The sequence below is a fragment of the Chryseobacterium sp. IHB B 17019 genome (assembly GCF_001456155.1).
Lineage (GTDB): Bacteria > Bacteroidota > Bacteroidia > Flavobacteriales > Weeksellaceae > Chryseobacterium.
The window spans coordinates 294,195-320,879 of sequence record NZ_CP013293.1 but is presented as its reverse complement, the minus strand read 5'-3'; the positions used below and the strand labels follow the sequence as shown (position 1 = coordinate 320,879).

Genomic DNA, 26,685 nt, shown 5'->3' with positions numbered 1-26,685 from the left:
TCATCATGTTATTAGCAACGCAACTTGAAAGAATTTTCAAATTCACAGATAAAGGTCACGAAATCGTTTTGACCGATCCCGAACCAAAATGGAGTGTGGATGCTGTACTTAACTTTTACGCAAACACCTATCCGATTTTGACGACAGCCAAAATTTCTCATCCCAAGATTGAAGATGACAAAGTCAAGTACTCCTTTGAGAGTGTAATGGGAACAAAGGGTTAACTATAAAAACCAAAAAAATGGATTATGCACCAACATATAGTATCGGGATGTATAAAAACACCCGCAGAAAAAAAACAAAGGAAACTGCACCTACAAGTAGCCGAGTTCGCGTCATGGATGAAAAGACCCAAAGATGCGTCAGAAATACAAAAGGACAGGCGGAAATCCGTACCATTGAGCCAGTTGCCAATGGTTTTCTAAGAACTAAAATTTTGCCGAAGTTACGGGCAGAAAGTAAAATACATGTTGATAAAACAGCTAAGCTGCAAAAAGATTTTTATCAGTCCCTTTTAACATTAGCGAAGCACTATCAAGGATTTACGCCCAGCGAAGACCCCTTGTTAGCCTATCCTTATAATATTTCCTTCTCGCTGTCCGAAACCAAAAACTTTTTGAAGTGCAACGTGAGATACTGGAATGATCTAAAAATCGTGCAGGACAAGACAAAGACTTTTCTGATCACTGAAGAACGGTTTTCGACCGGAGCAACATTATATTATATCCCAATCATTCCGCTCTTTCTGATGTTGAAGGACAAGTATTACAAAAGAACTGCCCATATCTTACTCTCGGTCTGCTCCTACCTTTACCATATTGCCGATATCCCCTATTACAGGCAAGAAGGCTCTTACCTATACTGGCAGTATGAAATGCTGAGAGAGTGGATGGAGACAGATGATGAATTTGACTTTCAGGAAAGTTATTTAAAAGAATTCACGTTAGCGGGCAGTATTGGGGACTGGATAGAGAAGAAACTCTATAACCTTAAAAATCTTGATTTTTTTGAAAACCGTCTGCAAAAATTCAATGCTAACAATAGTTTTCAAAAAGAATGTATTGACCTTGCTTTAAGTGCTTTCCGACTGCATACGCAGTATCCTAACGAAAAATATTCAAGAAATGCCCATATCGATCACTCCCGACTGGATGATGAAGAAATGGATGATTATGAGGAGAACAATGTGGTCGAAATGAATATGTATGTTTCATTTTATGCGCACAGCAGAGGCAGGTTATCAGAAAACCTGTATGACACCTTGAACATGAATTTTGGAGAAATGGGAAAGATCGAAGAGCCAACGGTTTTCAAGGTTTTTGACGGCAGTTCATTAACTAACAGAAATCTTGATTTTGAAGAACAGTTGTTCGACATTATCGATAACCTGATCTATCTTTTAAATAAATACAATGATGATTATTATGGAAAATCTAATTGACCTGACAGAAAACTTCGCAAACCTTTATCATCCGAAAAGTGCATTGATCATTTATGCAGGTAAAAATGACGACACAGATATTTACGTTGAACATTTCGATATGGACAAAAACGGTAACCTTATCAATGCCCACCCTTTAACCGTTAGGGAAGCCAATGCTTTGTCTAAGTCCCTTCAGACTGCCGAAACCGAAAAAAAGTCATTCCTAAAATCACAGGGAATTTTGGGAAGCCATATTTTACAGGTGAATCCCACCGATAACGGTCGGGTGATATGGTTTACAAAAGCAACAAACAGGAATCTTTTCTTCGTTGAGAACTTGGGCATCCCCAATGGAATGGCGGGCGTTCCCTCTATGATCTGGGTTGCCAACCGCAACCAGTTATCAGTCTATGCGCTTAAATCACAAAGCAGACCGACAGAAAAAACACTACTCTATCACGCCCCATTTTTTAATGTCTATAAGGATGGTGCGGTTTGTATGGGAACGGTAAATGTTGAAATCAAAAAATCAGCATCACTCGAAACATTTATCACGGCTTGGGAAAATTATTTCTTTAACAGCTATTTCAGCCACCTGATGAATGAACACAACCCCGTAAAAGGCAACTGTGTAATGCTGTGGAAAAAACTGGTTAACGCTGGTGAAATATTTCCAAAAGAATCGCTGAAAAAAACAGGGCTCACACTTAAAAATTTACTGACATGAATACCCAAAAAATAAAAATGCATTTTACGGACGGCTACCTGATCAACCCGACCAATCCTGTTGAAATCAACCTGATCGGAGCAGGTGGCACAGGTTCTAAGGTTTTGACCGCTCTTATGGAAATGAACCATTCGCTCACCGAACTCGGACACGCAGGATTGTCCATCCGCCTTTGGGATGATGATATAGTAACCAGTGCCAATCTAAGCAGACAGCGTTTTGCCGAATGTGAAACAGGACTGTATAAATCAGTAGCATTGATAAACCGCGCCAACAGATGGGCAGGAACCAACTGGAAAGCTGAAACGGTAAAATTCGCACGTAATGCAATTGGAAAATTGCCAGAAAATGCATCTGCCACCATAATGATTTCCTGTGTCGATACGGTAAAAGCCCGTTTCGAAATTGCAGACATACTCAAGGAATTAAACGGTGGAAAATTTTTACGAAACCAAACCAAATACTGGATGGATTTTGGAAACAATAAACATACGGGACAGGTAGTACTTTCCACGATTGGAGCAATCAGGCAGCCGAGTTCTGAAAAATACGAAACCGTTTCGGACCTACCTTTGGTAACAGAAGAATTTGGGGATATACTCAAGCAATCTGAAAGCGAAGATAACACACCAAGCTGTTCACTGGCAGAAGCACTGGAAAAACAGGATTTATATATTAATTCGGTATTGGCTCAAATGGGCTGTTCTTTATTGTGGAATCTGTTCCGCAACGGAATCACCGAAAACAGAGGATTTTTTATGAACCTTAAAGATTTCCGTTCTCAGCCAATCAAGGTTTAATCATGCCAAGCCCGAAATATCGGGCGGCGCAAAGACAGGCACTCGCTAAGCTCGTGGGTGTCTTTGCGCGGAAAAATCGGTGTAAGCTGATCCGTAATTCCGTCATTTTTTCCAAACAACATTTCCCCCGCAAAAATTCCTGAACTTCGGATCGCCTTACGTGTCATTTGTTGCGATCTAGTTGATCGCACTACTATGATAATATATAATCGAAAGCTTAGCGGATAATATCAGGCATTTAAATCAAAAATCGTATCTTTTCAAGGCAAAAACAAACTAACCATGAAAAATCTTACACTAATTCTTCTGAGTATTCTCTTGCTTGCGGCTTGCAGGCAGAATGCTAAAACAAATTCAAAACTGCTAGAAAAAACAGCCGACACATTAAAAGCTACCTCGCAGTATGTCATTGAAGCCAACACAATGGTTATGCATGACTGGTCAATTAATGATCAATTGGCTTCCCGAAGATTTTTTAAATGCGATGATGTGTTCTCACTAAAAGTCTATGCCAAACTATATAGAGCTGATGGGGTGGTTATCAATTTTAGAATACTGAGCATAATCTATGATGAGAAAAAAGCCCTAGACATAAGCCTTGACGAGCCAAGTGATGCTCCGACTTACACTCCGATCGAATCTTTGCTTTTAGGCTATTCAATAGAAAACGATTTTGGAAGCATTAATTTGATGGCAGTAAAACCCTCCGATTTTACAAAAATCGACATTTATGTGAAGGATATCAAAACATCGATTGCTGCCCTTACAAATATGGCGTACGATAGCCGAAATGTTATGGCGGATCAAATTGTAAACAAAAAGTTGAATAATAGTAACAACAGTTTAATTCCGTTTAGAAGAATGAATGTATTCGGTGATGACATCTATGTCAAACACCCTACTAATAACACAAAATTGAAAGTGATAAATATTTATCGTCCTGCTGAACTTGCTTACAGTATAAGGACAGCACAGCCAGTGAACAATATCAAATGGTTTGTTACCGCTACCCCTGTAGACATTGACGGTAAAAATGCAAGCGGCCACCTATACTATATACCTAACCCACGATTGATCGAAAAGTAATGTTTGTTCAACTAAAGTATTGTTATATATTTCTTAACCATTTGATGCATCCGATATAATCTTTTCCATGTTAATCCCTTTTCCCAGAACAGGCTTAAAAATATCGCCCAAACTTTCAAGCCTTTCCATCGCATTGAAAATATTAAAATCTTTCATTTTTAAGCCTTGTTTTACCTCGTCCCATTGCAAAGGCATTGAAACAGTTGCTCCAGGCTTTGGTCTTAATGAGTATACTGAGGCAATGGTCGCATGTGGGCGGTTCTGAAGGAAATCAAGGTACATCTTTCCTTTGCGGTCAGAAATAGCCCTTTCGATTGTTGTAAACTTCGGAAGTTCGCGATGTATTAGCGTCACGATCACCCTTGCAAATTCCTTGCTTTGCTCATAGGTGTATTTATTGCCAAGCGGTATATAAATGTGAAGCCCCGTTGATCCGCTGGTCTTACAGTAACTCGGCACACCCATATCATCAAGAATCTGCTTGGCAACTAGTGCTGTTTCAATTACCTGGTCAAAAGAATTTTTATCTGGATCAAGATCAATAATACAGTAGGTCGGATGATCGGTTTTTTTAATTGTGCTATTCCACGGATTCATCTCAATACAGGCGAGGTTAGCCATATAAAGTAACGTAGCTTCATCACTTCCCACAAGATACTGCCTTTCGCGATGATCAGAATCGCTGGTGTAACTATATCTTTCAATCCAGTCTGGTGCCTTTCCGGTCACATCCTTGAAGTAGAACCCCCCGCCTTTAATACCGTCAGGAAACCGGTTCATGCTCTGCGGGCGGTCTTTCAGGTAAGGTAAAATATACGGTGCAATCTGATAATAATAATTGATCAGGTCCCGCTTTGTAATTTTTTCATCCGGCCAGAAAATTTTATCGAGGTTGGTAAATTTCAGTTCGTGCCTGTTTATTTTTTTTACCTGCGTTTTTTCTGTTGGATTTAAAAGCGTTTTCCTCCCTTGCTTACCTCGCGGATTCACAATGGTATCTTTTTCATCCGATAAAACGTCTTCTGTGTTCCTTTCTCGTTCAAGCACTACCTTTTTTGCACTTTTATCTGACCGCATGCCTTTGAATGAAGGATGCCGCATGACCCCGTCGCTGGTGAGTTCCGTGTAGCTCACCTCACCGATCAGTTCCGGTTTAAGCCAAGTTACAGTCGCATGCGGTGGATTGGGACGGAAGCGCGATGGTTTATTTACATCAGGCTCTTCGGAAAAAGGTGGTTTATCCGTGAACAGCGGTTTGAACTGTTCCATCATTTCTTTCTGCATCTTATCGTTGAAACCCGTTCCCACTTTTCCTGTGTAAATCAACTTTTTACCTTCGTAGACCCCGACAAGTAGACTGCTGAACTGTTTATTGGTGTCATCATTACGGGTAAAACCGCCAATAACAACCTCCTGCCGTTTATTCGCCTTAATTTTGAGCCAGTCTTTGGTGCGATTGTGAGTGTGATATATACTGCCTTTACGTTTCGCCATAATACCCTCAAGGCCCATCTTTGTTGCCGCTTCTAAAAATTCTAACCCAGAGGTATCAAATTCCTTGCTGAGGAGAATAGTCTTGCTTTCCGGCAGCACCTGTGCGAGAATGGCTTTTCTCTCTACCAAAGTAAGTCCTTTCAGATCCATTCCCTTATACCACAAAATATCGAAAACATAGTACACCAGATCGCCATCTGCTTCACTACGCCAGTTCTGAAGCGAGCCGAAGTTTGCTTTGCCATGTTCCCCAAGAACAACAATTTCCCCGTCGAGTACAGCGTCCAGTTTCAGGTTTGTCAGCTCATCATATATAGGGTAAAATTTTTCGGCAAAACTTTTATCGTTGCGGGATTTCAGTTCTATTTTTTTCCCTTCCATAAAGGCAACTGCACGATATCCATCCCATTTTATTTCATAAAGCCAATCATTACTGTCAAATGGCTCATCAACAAGCGTTGCCAACATAGGCTGCACACTGTCATAAAATTTCTCCTTGGTTGTTCCTTTCAGAAGGTTTGTTAATTTTGGCTGTTTCGCTACTTGAGTTTCCGGCTCCGCTGCCAGTTGTGAATCAATTACCTCAACAGCTTTTCTGGCAGTTGCCTTTTTATCCTTAACAGTGGTATTTTTTTTCATGATATTACGGCCATAAACATTGTCGGGTGCTTTTTCCATCTGTTCAATGGTTTTTCTGGATATTACAGATTTATCTTTTAGGGTGACATCATCTTTACTGGCATATTTATCATCGAGTTTCATTAACAGCCATCCATTCTCTCCCCGCCCATGTGCCTTAACCAGGGCAAACTCGCCTTTGAGCTTTTTACCTTTCATCAGTATCTTTATCTTACCCGAATACAACTGATGCAACAGGTGTTTCTCCTGTTTTTTCAAATCGCCATCCACGGGCTCCGCGGGTTCGTAGGTTCCTTCATCCCATACGATAACTGTACCACCACCATATTGCCCTTTAGGAATAATTCCCTCAAAATCCCTGTAATCATAGGGATGGTCTTCAACCATCATAGCCAGCCGTTTGATCTCAGGATCTAACGATGGTCCCTTGGGGACTGCCCAGCTTTTCAGCACTCCATCCATCTCAAGCCTGAAATCGTAATGCAGGTGCGAGGCGTCGTGCTTTTGTACTACAAATCGTAACTCTTTTCCTGAGGGTTCGCCTCCAAAAGGTTCAGGCGTCTTTTCTTGTGATCGTTTCTCACGATATTTAGATAAGCCCATAATGTTTAGGTTTTTGGTTGAGGGAGAAAGCTATTATCAGTGTATTCGTCTATACTAAAAAGAAAATACCCAAGTATCACTGCTTTGAGTGGTACTTGGGTAGAAAGATATCATTACTTCTTGTGCTTGTCTTTGAGATATTTCTCAAGCGTTTTACGGTCATTCGAACCGGTAGCTTTAATTGCACCGACTACTGCCTGTGATGTTACATTCAGTTTCTCTTTGAAATACTGGATTTCGTAGTTTTCTGAACCGCTTACCTGGTTACGGTCCTGTTTCCCTTTTTTTGATTTATCATCTGCCATAGCGTTGATTTTTTAGTTATTCTACAAAATAAATGCCATTGAAAGCACAGCAACTTAACCAGATCGGGTAAACTGCATGACTTTTAATGCATGTTTTCACTATAACAACATTAACTTTTCGACATTGTTCTTCACGACGGAAATTTTAACTTCGGTCTTTGCAAAAAGCGTAACTTGTACCAAACAAAAATTAATGCCATGACAAATAACTCTCTATTTTGCACCTTAAGGCAGAATATCCATTACCAATCAGAATTAGCAAGCGCAAGAACACCAAAATAGCATAATGATGGCAAAAACAATTACGGCAGCTATTGCTAGGTATGGTCTTCTTGGCGGCGATAAGTTGTACCAAGTGAGGGCGAGGTTGACCCTTCCATATCTTGTCAGACAAGCGAAGGCAGGTCAAACCATCTATTATTCTGATCTGGCTCGTGAACTTGGCATTCAAAATCCCAGAAGTTTCAATTACATCCTAGGAGCAATAGGCAACGCCCTTACAGAGCTGGCCGATCATACAAAAACGGAAATTCCGCCGATACAATGTATTGTGATCAATAAACAAAATGAATTGCCGGGGGAAGGTGTTGGATGGTTTATCAGCAGAAAAGATTTTGGTAAACTTTCTAAAAATCAGCAGAAAATAATCGTAGATAGTGAACTTGCCAGGGTTTATACCTATCAGCACTGGGACTGGGTATTAGATCAGCTCAGCCTTGAACCGCTCACAATAAACATCAGTGAGGACTTAGAAAAAGCCAAGAACTTCAGGGGTGGAGGCGAAAGTGACAGCCACAAAAGATTTAAAGAATTCGTGTCTAATAGACCGGAACTGTTAGGACTAAAAGCAAGTCTAAAAAATGGAGACCTTGAATATAAACTCCCATCAGCTGACACTGTTGATATCATGTTTTTTGATAGAGAACTTATGATTGGCGTGGAAGCGAAATCGAAGATTTCAAATGCAGATGACATACTGAGGGGACTTTTTCAATGCGTTAAATATAAATCACTGCTCGAAGCAGAGCAGATTGCCAAGAATAAGATTCCAAATTGCAGAGTTCTTTTAGCTTTGGAAGGATTACTGCCTGATAAGTATTTAAACATCAAAAATCTTTTGGGCATAGAGGTAATTGAAGGAATTGAAATGCGCGAGAAGATATAATTATTTAAGTTTAATTGTGTTTATCAGTGTTTTCTAACCGCTTTTTAATAAAATCGGTCGGACGCATGCCATTAAACTCCTGAAATAAATTAGAGAAATTTGTTCTGGAGGCAATCCCGCACTCCTCTGCTAACGTTTCTATTTTATAATGGAGGTACTTTCGGTCATTATACAGCTTATCTGTAATGTAGGCGATGCGAAGCTCACTTAGATACCTGTTAAAATTTGTCCCTTTATATTCGTTTATGATTTGTGATAAATAAGAGTTGTTGGTATTGAATTTTGAAGCAAGCTTATTTAGCGTTAATCCGCTTTCGACAAACTCATCTTTTTGCTCGAAGCGCGCAAGTTTTAGCAAGATGTCATCGACGATCTTCATGTCCAGTTCTGTTCCCAGTGTATTAGCTATTGGCATAACGGAAGGCTCAGACTTCAAGGTTTCTCTATTCAGGATCTTCTGCTCCAGATGTTTATACTGTTCACGAATCCTACGCTCATTCCTGATTCGTAAAAGAGTTATTACCAACATGGCTACCGTAAAGGTTGCAAGCAACCAAATAACCCAAATGGTCTGCGAAATCCTTCGTTCAAGTCTGCTCCTACTTTCAAGCAAGGTTTTTGTGTCATACTCCCGATGGATTTTGGACGATAAATAGGCAAAGTCTTTGGACAGTATCTCATCTGCTTTCAACAGTTGCTTAGTATAATACAGTTCTTTTTCGGTGTTACTTTTAGTCTTATAATAATCAATCAACAGCTCATAGCCGCTACGCAGTTCAGGCAGTATAAAATTATGTTTCTGAAATACAGAATCCACTTTTTGCAGATACATGATTTCATTGTCTGTTTCATCAAGTTGCAAGAAATTTTTGCCGATGTAAGAGTAACAAACTGTTGTCCAGGCAAAGTCGTTTACATCGGCAATTAACGAAACTGCATTCTTCAGCGAAGTGATGGAAGCGGTGTATTTTTTTTCGCGGTACTCACGGATTCCACGTTCTTTGAGGAAATATCCATACTCCTGCGTTGTAGTCTTATTGTTTACTGCGGTTGATATTCCAATATCAATAAGCGAGTCCGCTAATTTATAACTACCCAGGTTACGGTTACAAACGATCATCTGATGAATGCTATTCAAATATCCCCTTCGTATTCCATATTTCAGATTGGGATGCATCTCTTTTTTTGATTCAGATTCAAAAAAAGCTACCGTCTCTTTAAACATCGGCAGTGCTTCGTCATACTCACCAATATAACTTTTTACCACACCAATCAGGTATGCCAGACGGTGCTTATGGTATTGATCGGCTGTCCTTTTTGAATATGCGTAGGCATTCAGGTATTCGTTGAGTGCCAGTTTATATTTTTTAAAATTAAAATAATAAACGATTCCTTTTTGCAGGTAGGCCCGGCTTAATATGCTATCATTATGCGTTCGTTTTGCCGCCCATACTGCGCTATCGGCATACTTTAATTTATTTCCAGGGAATCGGGAGTATTCTATCCCATCAAGATATCCCTCTACCATTCTATCATATTGCTTCTCTTTTTTAGCTCTGCTTAGATATTGGTTTATTAAGGGCAATGCAGCAGGATCATTTTCTGGCAGAAACTCGTACTTACTTTTTATAAGATAGTAATCGCTATATTTTCCCTTTTGTGCAAAAAGGGGCTCGGAAATTATTATCAACAGGATAAAAATATAATGACTGTGCCTGATGGTCATTAACATGGTTAGCGTTTTCCATACAAAATTATAAAAAAATTCACCTGTACAAGAGTTATGAGGACTGAACTTACAGCTTGCACCAAAATGCCGTTAAACCATACGTTTCCAGCTTATTAACAGCGTGCTAATTGATGAATTAGCACGTACTAATTGATTAATTGGCGCAGGCAACAGTTTTATGGCTTCTTGAACTGCTATACCTTCGGGTTAGAATTCTTTAAAAAAACCCGGCCGGGATAATCTTGAAATTACTAAAACAATGAAAACGATTATCTCATCAATTTTAATTATAACGGGAATGACCTGTTTGAATTCCTGTCGGCAACAGGATGACGAGCAGCCCTTGACAAAGCAAGCCCTGAAAAAAGGATCGCTCAATGAAGACGCCCGAAAAAATAGTGACAGTGTAAAAGCAAATGAAAAGGATTTAATACCGAAAGACCCGCCACCAAAGGACGGAGGACAGTGGAGATTAAGAAATTAAACCATATCCGTGGGAAACTATTGTAGATAGCTATAGAACTAAAGCAACAAAAATGTCTAACGAAAACCAGTAACCATGAAAGCAAAAACCATCATTTTAGAAATTATTGTTGCGCTATTAGTACTGTTATGGGTCTATACTGCAATAAGTAAATGGGGAAACCACCAAGCCTTTTATAGGCAACTGAGCTGGAATCCCACAACAAGTGGCTATCAGGATATATTATTTTACTTACTACCAGGAATAGAACTACTGGCTGCGTTTTTATTAATATTAAAACCTATTAGAGTTTATGGATTATGGCTATCAGCGGGCTTAATGTTAGTATTTACAATATATGTGTTTTATGTAATTTTTATAGATCCTACAAAAGCCACTTGTACCTGCGGAGGTGTATTATCTGCAATGACTTGGAAAGAGCATCTTGCCTTTAACATTAGTTACCTGTTGATTAGCTGTGCCGGAATATATCTGCACAAGACGGGCTTGGGAACTGATCGAACCAATTTATCAATAAACTAAAGCGAACTCGTAACAGTTTTCATAGATGATCTTTGGAATACAGGTAATTTAAAAAAAACATGATAATATAATTTTCAATTATTGGGGGTAGCTGAAAACCCATCAACAGAGTAGGCAAAACTAAATACAATCATATATTATGAAAAAGTTAACAAGTATTTTGGGTTTGCTAGCAGTTGCAGCAGGTCTAACGGCAGCAGTTGCTATGGCACCTGCGCCAACAGCAAAAACGGATGTAAAAGCTAAGGCTGGTGAACTATTCTGGATCAATGCAGATGGTTCTGACGGAGGATTTATGACCCCGGCAGTTAAGCAAACCCAATGTGGCGATCAGGAAGTATTATGCGCCAGAGGCTACGAAAGTCTTAATCCTGACGGAAGCGGGGCCGGACCCGCTACTCCAATTTTGGGAGACCAAGAATAAAAATTGGCCGGTAGTTTCCACTACCGGCTTTTTAATTATCTAATTTGGGTCTTCTAAAATGATCACTTTTCTGCGCCGCTTTGTCCTTTCAATCTTTACATCAAATTTCGCTAGCGTCTTATTCATTTTTTTCAGATCATTTAAGTCCCAAAGCACTTCGAAATTCATACTTCTCTCACTTCCAAATTCAAATAATACAGGTGTTGGTAAAGTGGTGTTTATTACATATTCTGTGAATGAAGGTAATTGCCTGCTAACATAGAATATCTTATGTGGTTTTAGAGAACGGTTGTACAACTGTTTTTTGCCATCCGGATCTAGGGTTTCCCGATATCTTGTACCCTTACCATTAGGACGTATCACATAACACGGAATATTGCGTGTCGCTTCACGACTCTTAACGTTAAGGTTACGGTCCAAATCAGCGACCATATATTTTCCAAAATTATTTAAGGTTTTGGTACTGTCCTTATATATCAAATCATAGCAAAAAGAAGTAGTGAAATTTTTTCCATCATAATCTACAGGTAAATTAGTATGATCTCTCCTTATTAATCTGTTGGCTCTATTGAAACTTGCATTATCCATCATTGAGCTTTTATATGCATAATCGTATAGCATAGCGTAATCAATATTGCTAAATTTGATCCTGACAAGACGATTTACAGTATCAATTTCATGGGTAATACTTCCATTAAATTCAGCACGGCGTTTACTGAAATAAGAATAACTGATGATCTTGTCTTTATTCTCTAAATAGCGTATATTCATAAGCGGTTCGATTCCCCATCTAATTTTGCTGTCAAGTTCTTCTTTCTTTTCAGAAATTTCTAAATCACTATTTTCGACAAGCTTACGGATGTTGACCCTTGTTGAACTTTTTCCATTGGTGATCGCTACCACAACACCACTCTTATCAATCCAGATCTGATGTGGAAATGAAACCGCCGGAAATAACTTACGTAGTAAAGTATCTTCCACCGCCTGAGTAAATTTTAATTTGTTTACCTCTGTGTTTTTTTTCCAAAATTCCAGTATTTCAGGTTCACTCTCCCATGTAACAAGCAACACCTGCAGGTCATTTTTAAATTCTTGTTGCAAACTGTCTAAATGCGGCATACTACCAATACAGGGAGCACAAGTGTGAAACCACATGTCTATAATAATTGCCTTTCCTTGAAAATCCGATAACCTACCTTTAGAGCTACTATGGTTAAGCATTTTTGAAAAATATAGGTCGGGAACCTTATCGCCAATCTTCAGTGGCTTGATGATCTGGGCATTCAATGCTAGGAACGGTAATATAAACGGTATTATCATCGAAATTCTTCTTATCAACTTCATTATAGCTAAAATTAATTATAACCTGGGTTTTGTGTTAAATTAGGGGAAGACAAAATCTCATTGTTGGGAATAGGCCATAATACGGCAGTATTTACCCAGCCGCTTTTTAAAGGACCGATAACATGATCAAGCTGATTTGTGCGCTTAAGGTCGAACCAACGCAAACCCCATTCCGCAAACAATTCCAGGCGTCGTTCGTTTAATATCTCATTAATCAAAGGCTGACCAGAAAGACCGGAAATATTCGTAAGTCCTGCACGATTCCGTATTTTATTTAAATCATCCAATGCAGTAACATCATTTAGATGTGCCTTTGCCTCCGCACGATTAAGGTAAACTTCACTAAGCCGAATCATTGCCTGAGCCTCAGTTTTGATAGAGCTTGACCGAACTTTATATTTAAACGGATAAGCATACAAGGTACCTGACACTGTTTTGGTTGATGTCCAGCTGGTTTTTCGTTTATCAGCAACAGTAAAAGCATTGTACAGCGTATTACGAAGGGCAAACAACGGTATTGTAGTGGCCGCAGTTGTCGGAATAAAATTACTACCCTCATAAGTGTTGGTTAACGGCTGATCGTACGACATTTGCCATATAACTTCATTACTGCCGATAAGGAAAACCTTGTTTAAATCATTTTCAAGTCCATAAGCGCTATTTCCAATCACTTCGTTGCAGTTTGATAATACATCATTCCATTTACCCAAATAGGTGTTTATTCTGGAAAGCATAGCCATCACTGTAAAATAATTTGGCCTGAATCTGCCAGAGGTCGGATATGCGGGTTTTAAGCTTTTCCTTGCCTCATTCATATCAGCTAATACTTGATTAACGACCTCAGAGCTAGGAGTTCTTGTCATCTGCACAGTTGCCGCATAGTCATCCGCCTGCAGCACCAAAGGTACATCACCAAATAAGCTGACCAAAGTCCAGTAGCAGTATGCTCGAACAAAATATGCCTCTCCTAGTAACTGCACACGCAGTTCCGTGTTTATCGCTGATGTTTTAAGGCCATTAATACAGCTATTAGCGGCATAAATAAGTTGATAGGCTTGTCCCCAAAAGTTTCCGTATACAGTTCCGTTATTGGCCGCCAGTTTACTGTCAGAAAATTGGGAGGTTACGACAGAGGTGGAAGTATAAAACAATTCATCGCTGTAAAGCCCTAAATAGGCAGTAGTTCCACCGGATGTAAAATAAAGGCTATTGGAGGTCATTCTTGCATACAGCCCCACAATGGCAGCCTTGGCAGTGCTTTCATTTTCAAAAACTGTTGAAGCTATGGTTTTGTCAGAGGGTGGGCCGACCTCAACAAATTTTTTACAGCCATTTCCAAAAATGGCTAATAATATTATCAATATAATTAGGATTTCTTTTTTCATGGTTTAATAGCTTATTTGCATTCCCAGTGCGTAAGTCCGGAGGGCAGGTAAAACATATGGATTTTGTATCTCAGGGTCATAACCATTATCCCGGTTAAAAGTGTACAGGTTTTGCCCCTGTATATATACTCTAATCATTTTTGCTCCAATTTTAGATAAAACTGTTTTCGGCAGAGTGTAGCCTAACGAGACATTACGTAAGCGGATATACGATTGATCGCTGAACACATAGCTTGATGTACCGACATTTGTAGCTGTTGAGCTTGGTAAGAACTTGGGAACATCACTAACGTCTCCCTCCTTTTGCCACCTGGTGAGGACAGCAACACTTTGGTTTATCATACTTCCCGGGATAAAAGATGTGTTATATATCCAATAGTTGGCATTTCGTCCTGTTTGCTTTTTAAAATCAAATAAAAATTGAAGTTCAATTCCCGCATAAGAGAAACTGTTCTGCCAGCCACCATAAAATCGTGGATCTCTTTTGCCCAACAATTGGAAATCTGAGGTTGTTAACACATTGTTTCCATCACTATCCGATAACTCCACTAATCCTGTCTGAGGATTAACACCCTTTGACAGATAATTGTATATCAGATTTAAGGACTGCCCAACTTTATAGGTATTGTTGTAAGATGTGCTTTCTATCCCCGGAAATTCAAGCAAGGTGTTTTTGGGCAGGGTAAGATTGAAACTGCTATCCCATTTAAAGCTGCCGCTTTTTACTGTCGTAGATAGTGAAAATTCCCAACCCTTATTTTGGACAAGTGCTGGAAAATTAGCAATTATAGTATTGAAGCCTGTGGTAAAGGGTAAACGATAATTTATGAGCTGGTTTCCACTACGGTTTTGAAAATAATTAATGGAGAGTAAAATTCTATCCTTAAAAAAACCTAAATCAAGTGCAGCCTCTAATTTATTATTTTTCTCCCAGGCATAACCTGAATTATATAATGTACTTGGCGCTAAGCCCGAAGTCCCTTGATAGGTTATCGAGTGTGGTTTCCATGTTTCTACAAATTGGTAGTCACCAATCTGGTCGTTACCGGTTACACCATAGCTTGCCCTTAATTTGCCGTAGCTTAAAAAGCTTAGTGGTGCCATACATTTCTCACTACTAAATATCCATGCTGCACCTATTGCTCCAAAATTGGCAAACTGTTTACCCGGCCCGAAACGACTGCTTCCATCTCGTCTTCCTGTTAGGTTCAGCAGGTATTTATCTGCAATATTGTAATTGATGCGACCAAAAACAGCTTGATAACGGTATTGCGACCTTACACTACTGGCGTCTATAACTGAAGCCGCATCAAGAGCTTCCATTAAAGAATTACTGCTATATCCAGATCCCTCAACGAGCAGGCTATTATTGTTTCGTGCATTAAAAGTTGTGCCAGCCAGTACGTTAAGTTTGCCTTTCCACACCTGTTTTACATATTCCAGCTGTGGTTCGATATTCCAGCTGCTAAACTGATTACGACCAAATTGAGTTGTGGGTCCGCTTGTAGCAGATGAGGGGCGTTTTGCCTCAGACGGTGATAACAGCTGCTCATTGGTAAATTGCTGGTTATAGCCCAATAAAGCCTTAACAGAAAGCCCTTCAATAATTCTGTAAGATGCATTTAAGCTACTTGTAAGGTTGTTGTTGCGTATCAAATAACTTTCTTTTAAAAATGCATAGGGGTTGTCGTATTCTATTCCGCCTTCAATCCATTTTAAATTTCCGCCAGCATCGAAAAAAGACGGCGTATTTGGAGAGAGGTATGCGTAATAACTAAAATCTGTTTTGGGTGCACGGTTTTCATTTGAGGTAAAATTTCCAGAAAAAGCAATATTTAGCCGATTATCTGCTGAGCGATGATTTATGTTTGCAAGCAATCCTCCCCTTTGGTTTGGCAAATCTGATGGAAAAACACTTGTTTCACGGTTGTAATTTCCACTGATCATGAACTGCGTTCCCGCTGAACCGCCCAAAAGAGAAAGGTTTGCATTGGTGATTTTTCCTATTCCACCTAAAAACTCGCTCTGAAAATTGGTATAACGATTGGTATCCCACACAGTAAGATCGGGAGCATTACTGATTGTAGCTGTAGCACCCGCGTTTTTAAAGGCTTCGCGACGCATTGCAGTATACTGTTCTGTATTTAAAAGAGAGGGCTTCTGTCCCACTTCTGTTATACCATAATGGAGGTTGCCGGTAATTTGAGTTTTGCCGGCTTGTCCCTTTTTAGTGGTGACGAGAACCACACCATTTGCTCCACGGCTCCCGTAGATAGCGGTGGCATCTGCATCTTTAAGTATTTCAATACTCTCGATGTCAGACGGACTGATCCCATTAAATGGGCTCACGCCGCTTTGTTGATTGAGATTGCTGATAGCAGAGCTAATCAATCCCAAATTTTCATTTCCTGCTGCGAGTGGAATCCCATCGACCAATATAAGAGGTTGGGTACCTTGTGAAATTGAATTACGACCACGGATCTGGATGGAAAACGACGAACCCGGAACACCAGATTGCTGAGTTATTACAAGCCCCGGAACACGGCCTATTAAAGTAGCAAGAGGATTTGAAACGGGTTGCCGTTCTATATCTTTAGCCGAAACTGAAACAACGGAACCTGTATTAAGACGTTTTGTTGTTGTGCCATATGCTATCACTTGCACATCGTCCAATTTTGAATCACTTTTGTGAAGAGTAATTTTGATAGCACTTTCCAAATAGACTTCCTTTGTGCTATATCCAATATAACTAACAATTAAGACTGCGTTGTCGGGTATATTTTGAAAGGTATAATGTCCTTCACGATTGGTTACAGTTGTTTGGTTTATTCCCTTTATGGTTACTGTTGCACCAACTAATGGTTGACCATTTTCGTCTGTAACTGTTCCGGTAAAGCTTGAGTCATTCTGCTTATCTTTGTTTTTTGCGGGAAGGGCTGCTTTTTCCTTCACTACGATGGTTTCGTCTACAATCTCGTAGTTGAAAGGAGTGTCTGCAAATATTTTATCTAATGCTTGTTTAAGAGGTAAGTTGTTAATGCTCGTTGTGATAGGCGTATTGATGCCTGTCATTTTGGAATTGTACCAAAACTGATAGCCAGTTTGTTTTTCGATCGTTCTAAAAGCTTGCTGTAATGGAATTGCTGTGGCTGGCAAGGATACATTTTGCGCCTTAACCTGCACTGCTGTCGCCACGAGAGTAGTTATGAGCCATATAAATATGATTAAATGTAACCTCATGATGGCTGGATTTAAAAATATCGTCTGGATGGTTTTTTTGAAAAAAACCAAAAAAACTGTTGTACAATACCGCTTGGTATAGCACCAGTTTACTGAAAAAATCATAAGTTTGTTTCGGTTTGCTGCTTGGTCATCCTGATATTAAGCTGTTAAGAGACCTGCAGTTAGTTGATAAATTAGTTGGTACTGATTGTCAAAAAGACCCACTTGAACCGGAGCATCCTCGAACGATGTTTCCGGTTCTTTTTTGCGGGTATCATTAACTAATCCTAAAATTGAAAAATACTATCTCATAGGCATTTGCTTTTTAAATTTAACACTTGAACTTATTTCCTACCGGACGACTAGGATTGTTGTATTATTATTTTTTGTCAGGGTAAAATTAACGTTGCTTAGCTCCAGAATACGCAATACTGCCGTTAGATTTGAGGTACGTTTTATACCTCCGGTGAATCTCTCCTTACTTGGCGCACCTTGATAGTCTACGCTGATGTTATACCAGCGGCTCACCTGCCTCAGCACTTCCTGAATTGTCGCATCCTTGAAGTACAAATTACCTTCTTTCCATGCCAACGCGCTCTGCAGGTCAGCCTGACGTACAATTATATTTCCGCTGGAATTTAAAGATTGTTGGCCAGGTTTTAACGTAGCAGTATTGTTTGCTTTTGCACCTTGTGAAGAAGATACTCTTACAGAGCCTTCTTCCAACGTCGTTGTTGTATATCCTTCATCCTGATAGCTATTGATACTGAAATGCGTTCCCAATACTTCTACCTTTTGTTTTGCGGTCTCAACCACAAATGGATGCTGTTTGTCTTTGCTTACTTCAAAGTAGGCTTCGCCAGTTAATAACTTTACTTTCCGAATTCCCTGCGCTCTCAGGTCAGCAGAATATTGTAAAGTGGTCGCCGCGTTAAGCCATACTTTGGTGCCGTCGGAAAGCACAATCCTATAGGTCTCCCCTTTTGCTGTTGACAGGGTATTTATTTGATTATTGGATTCTGTATCAGATTGACCCGATGTATAAATTATTTCTCCGTAACTGCTTTTTGAAACTCTGATCCCGCCCACTTTTGCGATATTTCCATTAGCAACATCGTTGAGAAGGATTTTCTGTCCATTGGCAAGAGTAAGAGTTGCTGCACTGTGCCCAGGCTTCACATCTACAATGATCTGCTGCTGTTCCTTTTCGTTTTCATGTGCCCGGATGATGTAAAGCGAAATACCAGCTACCGCAACTAAAAATAGAACGGCTGCCTGAAGAAAGTATTTTCTCAATGGAACTGTTTTCCGCGGCTGTAGCATCTGGCGGAGTTTGTGCTCTACTGAATTTACAATCTTATTTACTTCAATATTATTATCATTAACCGGAATATCTTCTGATAGGGCATTATGTATAAGCCCGTCCAGCTCACTTTCATTTTCGGGTTTTCCAAAATATTGAAGCAGTACATCATACTCTTCCCTGCTGATTTTTTTGTCCAGGTATTTATTAAGGAGTTCTTTGATATGGTTGGCTTGTTCCAAAGTCTTTTCTGTTTAATACTATTACGGAGATAGATCGAAAACCAATAGCTGTGTTTTTTAAAAAAAATTAACTTACTGATTATCAACAACAAATAAATCAAAATACATTGTCTTATGTATGGGTTTGCATCGATTTCTCAGGATATAACTATTAGAACCCGCCTTTTAAACAAAGAAAATTGCGTCTTTTAAACAAAACTCCCAGCTCTCATTTCTACGAATTTTGTTAAGTAAAATAATTTATAATGGAAACAAAGTCAAATTCTGAAAAACTGGTATTAGTGACAGGTGGGTCGGGATTCATTGCTATGCACTGCATCATTCAACTTTTAGATCGAGGTTACAGGGTAAGGGCGACCGTACGTACGCTAGAACATGATGCAAAAATAAGGGCTATGTTACTTGAAGGCGGAATCCAAGATAGCGGTAAGCTTACATTTGTACAAGCCGATCTGTCCTCTGATAATAATTGGAATAATGCCGTTAAGGACTGCATGTATGTATTGCATGTTGCTTCGCCAACTCCGAAACTGGATTTTAAACATGAAGACGAAATGATCATTCCCGCACGTGAAGGTGTATTGCGGGTTTTACGCGCAGCACGTGATGCAGGTGTAAAACGGGTCGTATTAACCTCAGCCATCGGCGCTGTCGTGTATGGGCACCCAAAACAAACTGTGCCTTATAATGAGACGGACTGGACCAATACAATCAATGCACCGGCCTATCAGAAATCTAAAACGCTGGCGGAAAAAGCGGCCTGGGAATTTATCAAGAATGAAGGTCGTGGAATGGAGCTGACTGCCATTAATCCGGTGGCAGTAATGGGACCTGTATTAGGAGCTGATTATTCACATTCTATCTATTTGATCAAAAATCTCCTTACCGGAAAAATGGCTGGCTGCCCTAAGATTAATACTGGCTTTGTTGATGTACGTGATGTCGCTGACCTCCACCTGCGGGCGATGGTTGATCCGGCAGCCAACGGCGAACGCTTTATCGCGACAGGCGGGGAAAGCATCTGGCTGGTGGAAGTGGCAAAAATTTTAAAAGAAAATCTTGGGGCGGCTGCCGACAAAGTGAAAGCAAGACAGCTACCTAATTTCCTGTTACGTATCGCTGCATTGAAGGATCCAATGGTTAAAAGTATGGTCCCATTATTAGGCATACCGATGAATACAACAAGTGCTAAGGCAATCCGCATCCTCGGCTGGTCGCCACGTTCGGCATCTGAAGCTATACTTGCCACGGCAGAAAGTCTGATTAGGCTAAAATTGTTGTAAATTGCAGTATGGAAGTCGCTGAAGTTTTCATATCGTGTAAAAAGGAAGCCCATTACAGCCGGGAACTGATGCTTCAGTGGCCGGCACTGGTCCGGGTCATTTCAGGCGAGGTTCGTATTGCTACCGCTGACCGCAGCTTGTGTTTTTTTGCCGGCGACACCATCCTATTCCCACGTGATCAACTTGGCCGGATGAGCAAACTGCCGCTCGATGGAAAACCCTGCTTGGTAATCTCTGTCGTTTTCCGGAATGACCGCTTAAAACATTATTATCAGGATATCCAACCTTTAGTACTTCGAAGTAATGAGCCAATACTGTTTGGTGACCATCCGTTACTCCAAAGCCTATTCAACTCTTTACAACCTTATTTTCAACTCGCCGATGCATTACCTGCCGACATTGCCGCATTGAAGGTGGAGGAAGCTATCCGGGTTTTGCGTACTGTCGATGTTGCAGCGGATGGACTGCTCGGGTATTTTGAAAAGCCTGGAAAAGTCGATCTCGTCGCTTTCATGGAACAGAATTTCATGTATAATCTTCCGTTGGAGAAATTTGGGTATCTGACGGGCAGGAGTTTAACCACTTTCAAAAAAGACTTCAAGGATGCTTTTCGCATTTCTCCAGGCCGATGGTTAACCCAGAAGCGGCTTGAACTGGCACATTACCAGATCATCGAACAGAAAAAAAAACCATCTGAGGTTTATTTAGATACAGGGTTTGAAGACCTCTCCCATTTTTCCTTTGCTTTTAAAAAACAATTTGGTTATAGCCCGACTAAAGCCTCATCCTAATAGCATTAAAATATTATTGTCCGTAAAAAACGGCAGATATAATGGCAGCAAAGGAAATTGCTTTATCGTAATTATCTCTTAAAAACGGTTTGCCTTAATAATATCATCATTAACGGCAGCTACGGAGATGGTAATAAAACCAATAGCTGTATTATTAAAAAAGGATTAAATAATTATTAACAACCCCGATTTTCGTTTCCGCGAGAACATGAACACACAAAACAACAGATAGTTGGCCAACTTTTACCAAAAGGTTCCTTTAAGTCTGTAAAGCTAACTTCCTTATATTTGTATAATGAAAAAAATATTAGCGCTCAACAACATCAGTACCATTCAATCCGTTTATATTGACTTATCTTATAGGGATATAGCATACACTGATAAGCTTCTTGAACTTGATGTCATTATTGATTGGTGTTCCTCTTTCTAATAAAGTAAACAACCGGGATGAGACAAACGTATTAGCTACTATCCACAGAGAGGGTACTTTCCATCAATATATGCTCTTCACAAGTGCCGATGTGCTGGGGCCACTGGTAATTACCCGCCTTATTGTGGATGCTGTTCAGTTTATTGAAACCTGTAATAGAGAAAACGTTATTGAAGAATTAAAAAAAATCGCAACAGACTATAAAGTTGTCGAGAAGAATAAAGAGGATTTAAAATCCTACAAGATTACCGAAACAGAGTATTTTGACGCTATAAGAATGATTGAAAAAAGCAACGAAAAATCTTAAATAAATACTTAACCTATCAACTGATTGCAGAAGACAATTACAGCAAATGGTATGGCTTTATCATAATTATCACGCAGGAAACGGTTGGCCTTTGTGATATGGTCGTTGACGGCAGCTTCTGAGATCTGCAATAATCTGCTGACTTCAGCATAACTTTTCTTTTCCAGCTTACAAAGAAGAAAAACTTTTCTTCGCTGTTCGGGAAGCCGGTCAATAGACCGGAAAAGTTCGCTGTCTGCACTTACCTGAGATATTTCTTCGAATGGATTGTAGAATTCAGAAATCCTATGCCACAGTTCTTCGGCCAGTTTCTTGTTTTTCGAGATTTCCCGAAAATAATCGTTAACTAAATTGGTCGCAATACGGTATAAGTACGCTTCAATTGGTTTTTCTGCGTCTATACTTTTTCTGTTATTCCATAATTTGATAAAAAGCTCCTGCAGAACATCTTCAACCAGGTCCGGCGAAGTCAGCAACCTGAGCAGCCGTTGGGTGATCTTTTTTTTATGGTTGGAATATATGATTTCAAAGGCGGTATAATCCCCTTTCTGTAGCCGAAGCAGCAGATTCCTTTCATCAATTATGGGTAAGGATTTCATTGTTTGAAACGATATTAATTTAAAGTTACTGAAATGTTATCTCATTTTGAAATGAAAAATCACTGTATCGTTTTAGTAAATAAGCACTTTGAAAAGTGCTCAATGTATAATGTTTACTCCAAAAGCTCAGCAGAATATTTAATCATTCTCAGATAAGGTAAATAGATTTTCAAGGGTTTTATGTATATTAGCAATACTAATTTCCACGAATGCTCTCCAAATTAATCAATTCACATCGCGCAGAAATAGCGAAAAAAATAAAGGAAAATCATTCCGATTTATCTCCTAGCACCTTCAATATTATAAACAACTATTTTAATTATTTGTCAAGAAGGGATAAATGGTGGTTAGTGTTTTTAAACGTAGTAGCCTTATTTGTTATTCTGGGATTCTTACAAATTGATATCTTTTCATTTATTAAAATGGATAAGAAGACTGCCGATATCTTGATCGATCAACGAACTTCAAACGTTGCTACAATTATCAGTATGACCTTGGCTGTGATAGGACTCCTTTTAAGTAATTTAGCAATTAAGGATAATCAAACATATAAATTGTTATTTGTAAATTCAGGCTTGTACCTAATCTTATATTATACATTAAGTGTAATCTTATGCTTAATGTTACTGTCAACTCTTCGGGACACTTTAGATGCTCCTTATTTTCAGCATTTTGTTTTGGCAGGCACTTACTTGGCATTGATCATATTGGTAGGTATAGGATATTTATTTAGAACTATAATTACCTTTACGAATGCTAATAGAATTCAGAGCGTCTTAACTGAACAATTATTATGGGAAGCGAAAGCTAATCTTCGAATAACTTTACTTTCAATGTATAGCAATATTGAATTCTTAAAGTTTATGTCTGATCATGAAATAGAGAATATAAAAAAAAATCGGGTAGAATATCAAAGAAGTTTGAATAAAATGACCGTTTCTAATGAAAAGCTTGTTTATGATATCAATCTAAGTAGATTAGAAAGGCAATTTTTAAAGTGGAAGAACAAAAATCAAAAATATTATTTTACAAATATTTTCTTCGTTAATTCCGTTACAAGCAATTATAATGATTTTATTTGGCCAAAAATAATAAACAAAACTGGCCGGGAGCTGAAATTCTCTAAATGCTTTCGCTTGAAACACCCTTCTAAACTGATAGGACGTTCAAATGAATACAAGAACTACTTCGACAAGAAATTGCATGAATATTCTTTAGATGGAAAACACGGTAAGGTTGATGAAATCCTTTCTATTTACAGTGAGTTATTTATATTAACGATGAAACATGGTGTATCATGAAAGGTATTGATATCACCGAAGGGCTTGCAACAAGTGTTTGGTCTTCTCTAAGCAGCGCAATCAAAAGTAACAACTCAGATGCAGTTTATTCCTTTGTCAGTTTTTTTAGAGGAATTTTACGTGAAAGCCTAATCTATTCTAAATTGGATCCATTTACTGAGTTTGTATCCTTTCCTGTAATCATTTATAGTAGAATTGCTTATCAGCACAAGAAGCATCAAACATATGGTGAAATGATTGGGCAAATTTCTGAGCAAATGTCGCTACATCTTAAAGAAGTTGTTATGTCAATTGGATTTCATGGAAAAACCTTATCAGATAAAAGCCGTTTAAATGACTTTTATTATCAGGCATTTAAAACCTATAATAACCTTTTTTATCAACAGGCCAGATTTTTGGACTGGAATCTCTTAGCTTCATCTTTGAAACGATATAGCCACTTAACCGGTGAGATGTTAAGTGGATCTGAGAGTCAAGTTATAAAATTAAAGAATTTGATTGCTAATAATCAAGATGGAACCAAAAATGAAGAAATATCCAAATTGGAATTTGAAATCCGTAATCAGACTGCTTATGATAATTTCAGAAGGCAACCATTAACTGCCTTAAAATATTGGTTATTCTTCTTATTTGATGAAAGAATTCTGGAACTTGAAAACCTGAATAGGTTGTTAAGGATAATTACTGAGGAAAGAAGTTATGACCAAAACAAGGAAATAGAAGATATTCTTTTTTTTAGAACCGCAGATTTAAGGATATATATGGGATGGGAAGATTGGGACTATATTGAGCGACCTGAAAATGAAATTTATGCCCCTCCAATGCCAGTCAACTGGATGACACAGGGATTTGTAGTGGACAGAATCCGTACGAAAAATTCAAATTTCACGTTGTCTGTTAGCGACCCAAAATTAAAAGCAACCATTCCTTTTTTTTATGATGCGGTAAAGATGAGTCTTGATGTATTTCGTACGGACTTTGAAAAATGGAAAAAAGTTTTACAAGTAGAAACAATTAAAGATTTTAACTCTATTGGTGAAAAGCTTTTATCCTCAATTGCATTGGCGAAACGTAGCGTAGTTGGTGTAAAAGAAAGGGGTATTGCCGAAGCTCCTTTGAGCCAACTTCGCTTAGATGAGTTCAAATCACAAGCAGCCGCCGCCTGGCGTTCGCAAACCCGGATTCGCAAAGTGTTTAATTATTTTGGGAATATCCAAGACGTTACCGTAGAGGAAATACTCTTAAAACGAGTAGGAACTAATAATTTATTGGAAAAAGGCAAGATACACTTCATAGATGGTGATTACCACCAGACAATATATGGTATTGACAATTTTGGAGCAACTGTTGGTAGGTGGGAAAACAGTTTGTTTCTTGATGTAATACAGAAGTCTGATCCAACAATAATTGAAGAAAGATCACTATTGTTAATACTAGAGAAATCTATTTTGCAATTTCACAATAATAGTGTCGTTCCAACTGCAATATTTCTGGAACCAGAATTTTTATACAAGGATGAAGAGTTTCTTAAATCACCAAAATATAGCGGTGAGTATAATTCTGAACTTAATCCAGACAATGTTGATTTTTTTGTACTGGGATTGTTTGATGGTATTCCTTTGTTCTCATTTCACAGCTCTCATTTGAAGGATAAAGTTATCATAAGCGATTTTAGAGATGCTTTTATAATGTATTACAAAAGAAATGAAGCATGGGTTGATAGTGAGCTATCAGTTATTGTAACCGAAGTAACAGATGAAATAGTGGATAAAAAGTATTCTGATAATCCAGAAAAGTGGAGATTTACAGATGAGGGAGTAGAATTATCCGAAGAGGATGCTAAAATTTTAATAAAAACATCGGTTGTTGTAGATATAGAAACAATAATGGATTTTAAGGTAATTGACAAATCAAAGCTAATCGTGGGATACATTACAGAACCCGTACCTGATTAATAACAATCAAATTTAGCACATTAAATAACGGTTAATAGTTTTAATGACGGTTAACCTGAAATTCTTACCGCCTTTCTTATTTGTATTTTTGTAAGATTATAAGCATCCGCGTTGGGTACCTGGCAGTCAGGGGTAGACTTTGGCTCGATATTAAATTCCAAATAATATTTATTACCGATAACCCGAAGCGAATCCGGTAGGGAAAGAGTCCTCACCACGTTCGTATAGGATTTATTATTATAGGTTATATTGTCACCATAAACCTTGTTGCTTGCCCCTGGCTCAGGAAAACTGATCAGCCATGCATTCGTAGATACATCAGTCTTGCATGTTTCCATGCCTATAACTGTACCTCTTGCCATTTCGTAATCGGGAATATAGGGGACTTTATTGTTACAGCTGAAGAAAACTGAAATTAGAACAATAAAAATTGTGGGTTTGTAATTCATAATGATCTTATTTAATGTTTAGATATGCTGGTAGCGATCACACGTCACAATACCACTTTAGAAATTATGGTCGATAATCAGCATGTGCTAGCCCACCTACTCACTGCATATAAAAGCCCAAATAGCTGACAGTTAGCATAATGTAAATGTAATGCAAATAAACCGAAATCCAATATTATTTCTCGTAAATGAGATATATATTTAGTAGATTTAACTTTTGCTGTAAAATCAGGCTATTTTTAAATCTTACATATTAAACCAGTCATTAAATACAACATAATGCGGCAATTATTCATCTTTATCCTTGGCCATCCGGTTTCGTGTTCCTGTGGATATCACAGGTACAACCTGCATCAACAATGAAGTCGTTTTTAATTTTATATTTTGCTATATTGCATGTATGGATATTCAGCAACCTACATCCGAAGAGTTAGAAACTTACAAAAAAGTGGATAGATATCTTAAAAGCAAAATGGATCAGAACAACGATCAGAATCGCCTAAGTATTCTCCCTAAACCACAATTGTTATTCATAATTATTTTAGCGCTTGTAGCATTCTCATGTTATTACGGGCTTACTACCATGCTTTTCGGGGAAGAGTTTTGGGTTAGATCCATAACTGGAGCTCCTTTAAAATAGTCTTCATAACAGCCGAACGGATATAACATATTT

The 26,685-nt window shown here is 38.7% G+C and carries 23 protein-coding genes and 1 pseudogene; 15 read left to right on the top strand and 9 right to left on the bottom strand.

All coding sequences use genetic code 11. From position 1 onward, the window contains the following. The first annotated feature begins 5 nt into the window (after window positions 1–5). From ATE47_RS01460 to ATE47_RS01440, 5 genes are all read left to right on the top strand, one after another. On the top strand, window positions 6–224 hold the full coding sequence (locus tag ATE47_RS01460) for a PRTRC system protein C (protein ID WP_062160288.1): 219 nt from the start codon (window positions 6–8) through the stop codon (window positions 222–224). A 17-nt stretch (window positions 225–241) separates the two neighbouring features. Then, the gene (locus ATE47_RS01455) at window positions 242–1,441 is read left to right on the top strand and encodes a hypothetical protein (RefSeq protein ID WP_150114754.1); all 1,200 of its coding nucleotides are present in this window, start codon (window positions 242–244) and stop codon (window positions 1,439–1,441) included. After that, on the top strand, window positions 1,425–2,150 hold the full coding sequence (locus ATE47_RS01450; RefSeq protein ID WP_062163406.1) for a PRTRC system protein B: 726 nt from the start codon (window positions 1,425–1,427) through the stop codon (window positions 2,148–2,150). The genes ATE47_RS01455 and ATE47_RS01450 overlap by 17 nt, the downstream gene beginning before the upstream one ends. Continuing rightward, window positions 2,147–2,950, top strand: a complete 804-nt coding sequence (locus tag ATE47_RS01445) for a PRTRC system ThiF family protein (RefSeq protein ID WP_062160286.1) — start codon at window positions 2,147–2,149, stop codon at window positions 2,948–2,950. Before ATE47_RS01450 ends, ATE47_RS01445 begins: the two co-directional genes overlap by 4 nt. A 429-nt stretch (window positions 2,951–3,379) precedes the next feature. Next, window positions 3,380–4,036 carry a hypothetical protein gene (locus ATE47_RS01440; RefSeq protein ID WP_185097115.1) on the top strand — a complete coding sequence of 219 codons (657 nt, stop codon included), beginning with the start codon at window positions 3,380–3,382 and terminating at the stop codon, window positions 4,034–4,036. A 33-nt stretch (window positions 4,037–4,069) separates the two neighbouring features. Here ATE47_RS01440 and ligD read toward each other — a convergent pair whose 3' ends face one another. Together ligD and ATE47_RS01430 are read right to left on the bottom strand one after the other, a co-directional pair. Next, complete coding sequence (gene ligD / locus ATE47_RS01435) at window positions 4,070–6,772, bottom strand: DNA ligase D (protein ID WP_062160284.1); 2,703 nt, start codon at window positions 6,770–6,772, stop codon at window positions 4,070–4,072. A gap of 113 nt (window positions 6,773–6,885) precedes the next feature. Beyond that, window positions 6,886–7,077 carry a DUF3606 domain-containing protein gene (locus tag ATE47_RS01430; protein WP_062160283.1) on the bottom strand — a complete coding sequence of 64 codons (192 nt, stop codon included), beginning with the start codon at window positions 7,075–7,077 and terminating at the stop codon, window positions 6,886–6,888. A 286-nt stretch (window positions 7,078–7,363) separates the two neighbouring features. Here ATE47_RS01430 and ATE47_RS01425 point away from each other — a divergent pair, with 286 nt between their 5' ends. Then, window positions 7,364–8,242 (top strand): hypothetical protein, encoded by an 879-nt coding sequence (locus ATE47_RS01425; RefSeq protein ID WP_228376300.1) that lies wholly within the window; start codon window positions 7,364–7,366, stop codon window positions 8,240–8,242. Window positions 8,243–8,252: 10 nt separating this feature from the next. Here the strand turns inward: ATE47_RS01425 and ATE47_RS01420 are convergent, their stop codons facing one another. Next, a complete protein-coding gene (locus ATE47_RS01420) occupies window positions 8,253–9,974 on the bottom strand; it encodes an AraC family transcriptional regulator (RefSeq protein WP_062160282.1) in 1,722 nt (573 codons plus the stop codon). A gap of 256 nt (window positions 9,975–10,230) precedes the next feature. On the opposite strand from ATE47_RS01420, the gene ATE47_RS01415 reads away from it, so the two are divergent. The 3 genes from ATE47_RS01415 to ATE47_RS01405 all read left to right on the top strand — a co-directional run bounded on the left by ATE47_RS01415 (window position 10,231) and on the right by ATE47_RS01405 (window position 11,401). Next, window positions 10,231–10,455 carry a hypothetical protein gene (locus tag ATE47_RS01415; protein WP_062160281.1) on the top strand — a complete coding sequence of 75 codons (225 nt, stop codon included), beginning with the start codon at window positions 10,231–10,233 and terminating at the stop codon, window positions 10,453–10,455. Window positions 10,456–10,530: 75 nt separating this feature from the next. Continuing rightward, window positions 10,531–10,977, top strand: coding sequence for a MauE/DoxX family redox-associated membrane protein (locus ATE47_RS01410; RefSeq protein WP_062160280.1), 447 nt, complete (start codon window positions 10,531–10,533; stop codon window positions 10,975–10,977). A 139-nt stretch (window positions 10,978–11,116) separates the two neighbouring features. Next, window positions 11,117–11,401: a hypothetical protein gene (locus ATE47_RS01405; protein WP_062160279.1), complete on the top strand. Its 285-nt coding sequence runs from the start codon at window positions 11,117–11,119 to the stop codon at window positions 11,399–11,401. Between the two features lie 39 nt (window positions 11,402–11,440). Here ATE47_RS01405 and ATE47_RS01400 read toward each other — a convergent pair whose 3' ends face one another. From ATE47_RS01400 to ATE47_RS01385, 4 genes and pseudogenes are all read right to left on the bottom strand, one after another. After that, on the bottom strand, window positions 11,441–12,745 hold the full coding sequence (locus tag ATE47_RS01400; protein ID WP_082632453.1) for a TlpA family protein disulfide reductase: 1,305 nt from the start codon (window positions 12,743–12,745) through the stop codon (window positions 11,441–11,443). A gap of 11 nt (window positions 12,746–12,756) precedes the next feature. Continuing rightward, a complete protein-coding gene (locus ATE47_RS01395; RefSeq protein ID WP_062160277.1) occupies window positions 12,757–14,130 on the bottom strand; it encodes a RagB/SusD family nutrient uptake outer membrane protein in 1,374 nt (457 codons plus the stop codon). A 69-nt stretch (window positions 14,131–14,199) separates the two neighbouring features. Then, window positions 14,200–17,202 (bottom strand): annotated as a pseudogene (locus tag ATE47_RS01390) (SusC/RagA family TonB-linked outer membrane protein); the annotation flags it as partial. A gap of 501 nt (window positions 17,203–17,703) precedes the next feature. Further along, window positions 17,704–18,897, bottom strand: a complete 1,194-nt coding sequence (locus ATE47_RS01385; RefSeq protein ID WP_062160275.1) for a FecR family protein — start codon at window positions 18,895–18,897, stop codon at window positions 17,704–17,706. Between the two features lie 245 nt (window positions 18,898–19,142). Here ATE47_RS01385 and ATE47_RS01380 point away from each other — a divergent pair, with 245 nt between their 5' ends. The 3 genes from ATE47_RS01380 (at window position 19,143) to ATE47_RS01370 (ending at window position 21,708) form a co-directional block, all read left to right on the top strand. Further along, window positions 19,143–20,180: an SDR family oxidoreductase gene (locus tag ATE47_RS01380; protein ID WP_062160274.1), complete on the top strand. Its 1,038-nt coding sequence runs from the start codon at window positions 19,143–19,145 to the stop codon at window positions 20,178–20,180. An 8-nt stretch (window positions 20,181–20,188) separates the two neighbouring features. Continuing rightward, window positions 20,189–20,971 (top strand): helix-turn-helix domain-containing protein, encoded by a 783-nt coding sequence (locus ATE47_RS01375; RefSeq protein WP_062160273.1) that lies wholly within the window; start codon window positions 20,189–20,191, stop codon window positions 20,969–20,971. A 398-nt stretch (window positions 20,972–21,369) separates the two neighbouring features. After that, window positions 21,370–21,708 (top strand): hypothetical protein, encoded by a 339-nt coding sequence (locus ATE47_RS01370; RefSeq protein WP_062160272.1) that lies wholly within the window; start codon window positions 21,370–21,372, stop codon window positions 21,706–21,708. An 8-nt stretch (window positions 21,709–21,716) separates the two neighbouring features. On the opposite strand, the gene ATE47_RS01365 is transcribed toward ATE47_RS01370, so the two are convergent. After that, the gene (locus ATE47_RS01365; protein WP_062160271.1) at window positions 21,717–22,307 is read right to left on the bottom strand and encodes an RNA polymerase sigma factor; all 591 of its coding nucleotides are present in this window, start codon (window positions 22,305–22,307) and stop codon (window positions 21,717–21,719) included. A 209-nt stretch (window positions 22,308–22,516) separates the two neighbouring features. Here ATE47_RS01365 and ATE47_RS01360 point away from each other — a divergent pair, with 209 nt between their 5' ends. Together ATE47_RS01360 and ATE47_RS01355 are read left to right on the top strand one after the other, a co-directional pair. Beyond that, entirely contained in the window at window positions 22,517–23,608 is a 1,092-nt protein-coding gene (locus ATE47_RS01360; protein WP_062160270.1) for a hypothetical protein, read from the top strand. Next, window positions 23,605–25,563 carry a hypothetical protein gene (locus tag ATE47_RS01355; RefSeq protein ID WP_062160269.1) on the top strand — a complete coding sequence of 653 codons (1,959 nt, stop codon included), beginning with the start codon at window positions 23,605–23,607 and terminating at the stop codon, window positions 25,561–25,563. Before ATE47_RS01360 ends, ATE47_RS01355 begins: the two co-directional genes overlap by 4 nt. A gap of 50 nt (window positions 25,564–25,613) precedes the next feature. Here the strand turns inward: ATE47_RS01355 and ATE47_RS01350 are convergent, their stop codons facing one another. Then, window positions 25,614–26,012, bottom strand: coding sequence for a hypothetical protein (locus ATE47_RS01350; protein ID WP_062160268.1), 399 nt, complete (start codon window positions 26,010–26,012; stop codon window positions 25,614–25,616). A gap of 400 nt (window positions 26,013–26,412) precedes the next feature. On the opposite strand from ATE47_RS01350, the gene ATE47_RS01345 reads away from it, so the two are divergent. Continuing rightward, complete coding sequence (locus ATE47_RS01345) at window positions 26,413–26,652, top strand: hypothetical protein (protein ID WP_062160267.1); 240 nt, start codon at window positions 26,413–26,415, stop codon at window positions 26,650–26,652. The last annotated feature ends 33 nt before the right edge of the window (window positions 26,653–26,685 follow it).

Bases quoted from the DNA above. Each gene is read 5' to 3' on its own strand.
- ATE47_RS01450 (WP_062163406.1), top strand. From the start codon at position 1,425: ATGGAAAATCTAATTGACCTGACAGAAAACTTCGCAAACCTTTATCAT.
- ATE47_RS01345 (WP_062160267.1), top strand. From the start codon at position 26,413: ATGGATATTCAGCAACCTACATCCGAAGAGTTAGAAACTTACAAAAAA.
- ATE47_RS01360 (WP_062160270.1), top strand. From the start codon at position 22,517: ATGCTCTCCAAATTAATCAATTCACATCGCGCAGAAATAGCGAAAAAA.
- ATE47_RS01355 (WP_062160269.1), top strand. From the start codon at position 23,605: ATGAAAGGTATTGATATCACCGAAGGGCTTGCAACAAGTGTTTGGTCT.
- ATE47_RS01415 (WP_062160281.1), top strand. From the start codon at position 10,231: ATGAAAACGATTATCTCATCAATTTTAATTATAACGGGAATGACCTGT.
- ATE47_RS01430 (WP_062160283.1), bottom strand. From the start codon at position 7,077: ATGGCAGATGATAAATCAAAAAAAGGGAAACAGGACCGTAACCAGGTA.
- ligD (WP_062160284.1), bottom strand. From the start codon at position 6,772: ATGGGCTTATCTAAATATCGTGAGAAACGATCACAAGAAAAGACGCCT.
- ATE47_RS01365 (WP_062160271.1), bottom strand. From the start codon at position 22,307: ATGAAATCCTTACCCATAATTGATGAAAGGAATCTGCTGCTTCGGCTA.
- ATE47_RS01375 (WP_062160273.1), top strand. From the start codon at position 20,189: ATGGAAGTCGCTGAAGTTTTCATATCGTGTAAAAAGGAAGCCCATTAC.
- ATE47_RS01405 (WP_062160279.1), top strand. From the start codon at position 11,117: ATGAAAAAGTTAACAAGTATTTTGGGTTTGCTAGCAGTTGCAGCAGGT.
- ATE47_RS01455 (WP_150114754.1), top strand. From the start codon at position 242: ATGGATTATGCACCAACATATAGTATCGGGATGTATAAAAACACCCGC.
- ATE47_RS01425 (WP_228376300.1), top strand. From the start codon at position 7,364: ATGATGGCAAAAACAATTACGGCAGCTATTGCTAGGTATGGTCTTCTT.
- ATE47_RS01400 (WP_082632453.1), bottom strand. From the start codon at position 12,745: ATGAAGTTGATAAGAAGAATTTCGATGATAATACCGTTTATATTACCG.
- ATE47_RS01380 (WP_062160274.1), top strand. From the start codon at position 19,143: ATGGAAACAAAGTCAAATTCTGAAAAACTGGTATTAGTGACAGGTGGG.
- ATE47_RS01440 (WP_185097115.1), top strand. From the start codon at position 3,380: ATGCATGACTGGTCAATTAATGATCAATTGGCTTCCCGAAGATTTTTT.
- ATE47_RS01460 (WP_062160288.1), top strand. From the start codon at position 6: ATGTTATTAGCAACGCAACTTGAAAGAATTTTCAAATTCACAGATAAA.
- ATE47_RS01395 (WP_062160277.1), bottom strand. From the start codon at position 14,130: ATGAAAAAAGAAATCCTAATTATATTGATAATATTATTAGCCATTTTT.
- ATE47_RS01410 (WP_062160280.1), top strand. From the start codon at position 10,531: ATGAAAGCAAAAACCATCATTTTAGAAATTATTGTTGCGCTATTAGTA.
- ATE47_RS01420 (WP_062160282.1), bottom strand. From the start codon at position 9,974: ATGTTAATGACCATCAGGCACAGTCATTATATTTTTATCCTGTTGATA.
- ATE47_RS01370 (WP_062160272.1), top strand. From the start codon at position 21,370: ATGTCATTATTGATTGGTGTTCCTCTTTCTAATAAAGTAAACAACCGG.
- ATE47_RS01445 (WP_062160286.1), top strand. From the start codon at position 2,147: ATGAATACCCAAAAAATAAAAATGCATTTTACGGACGGCTACCTGATC.
- ATE47_RS01350 (WP_062160268.1), bottom strand. From the start codon at position 26,012: ATGAATTACAAACCCACAATTTTTATTGTTCTAATTTCAGTTTTCTTC.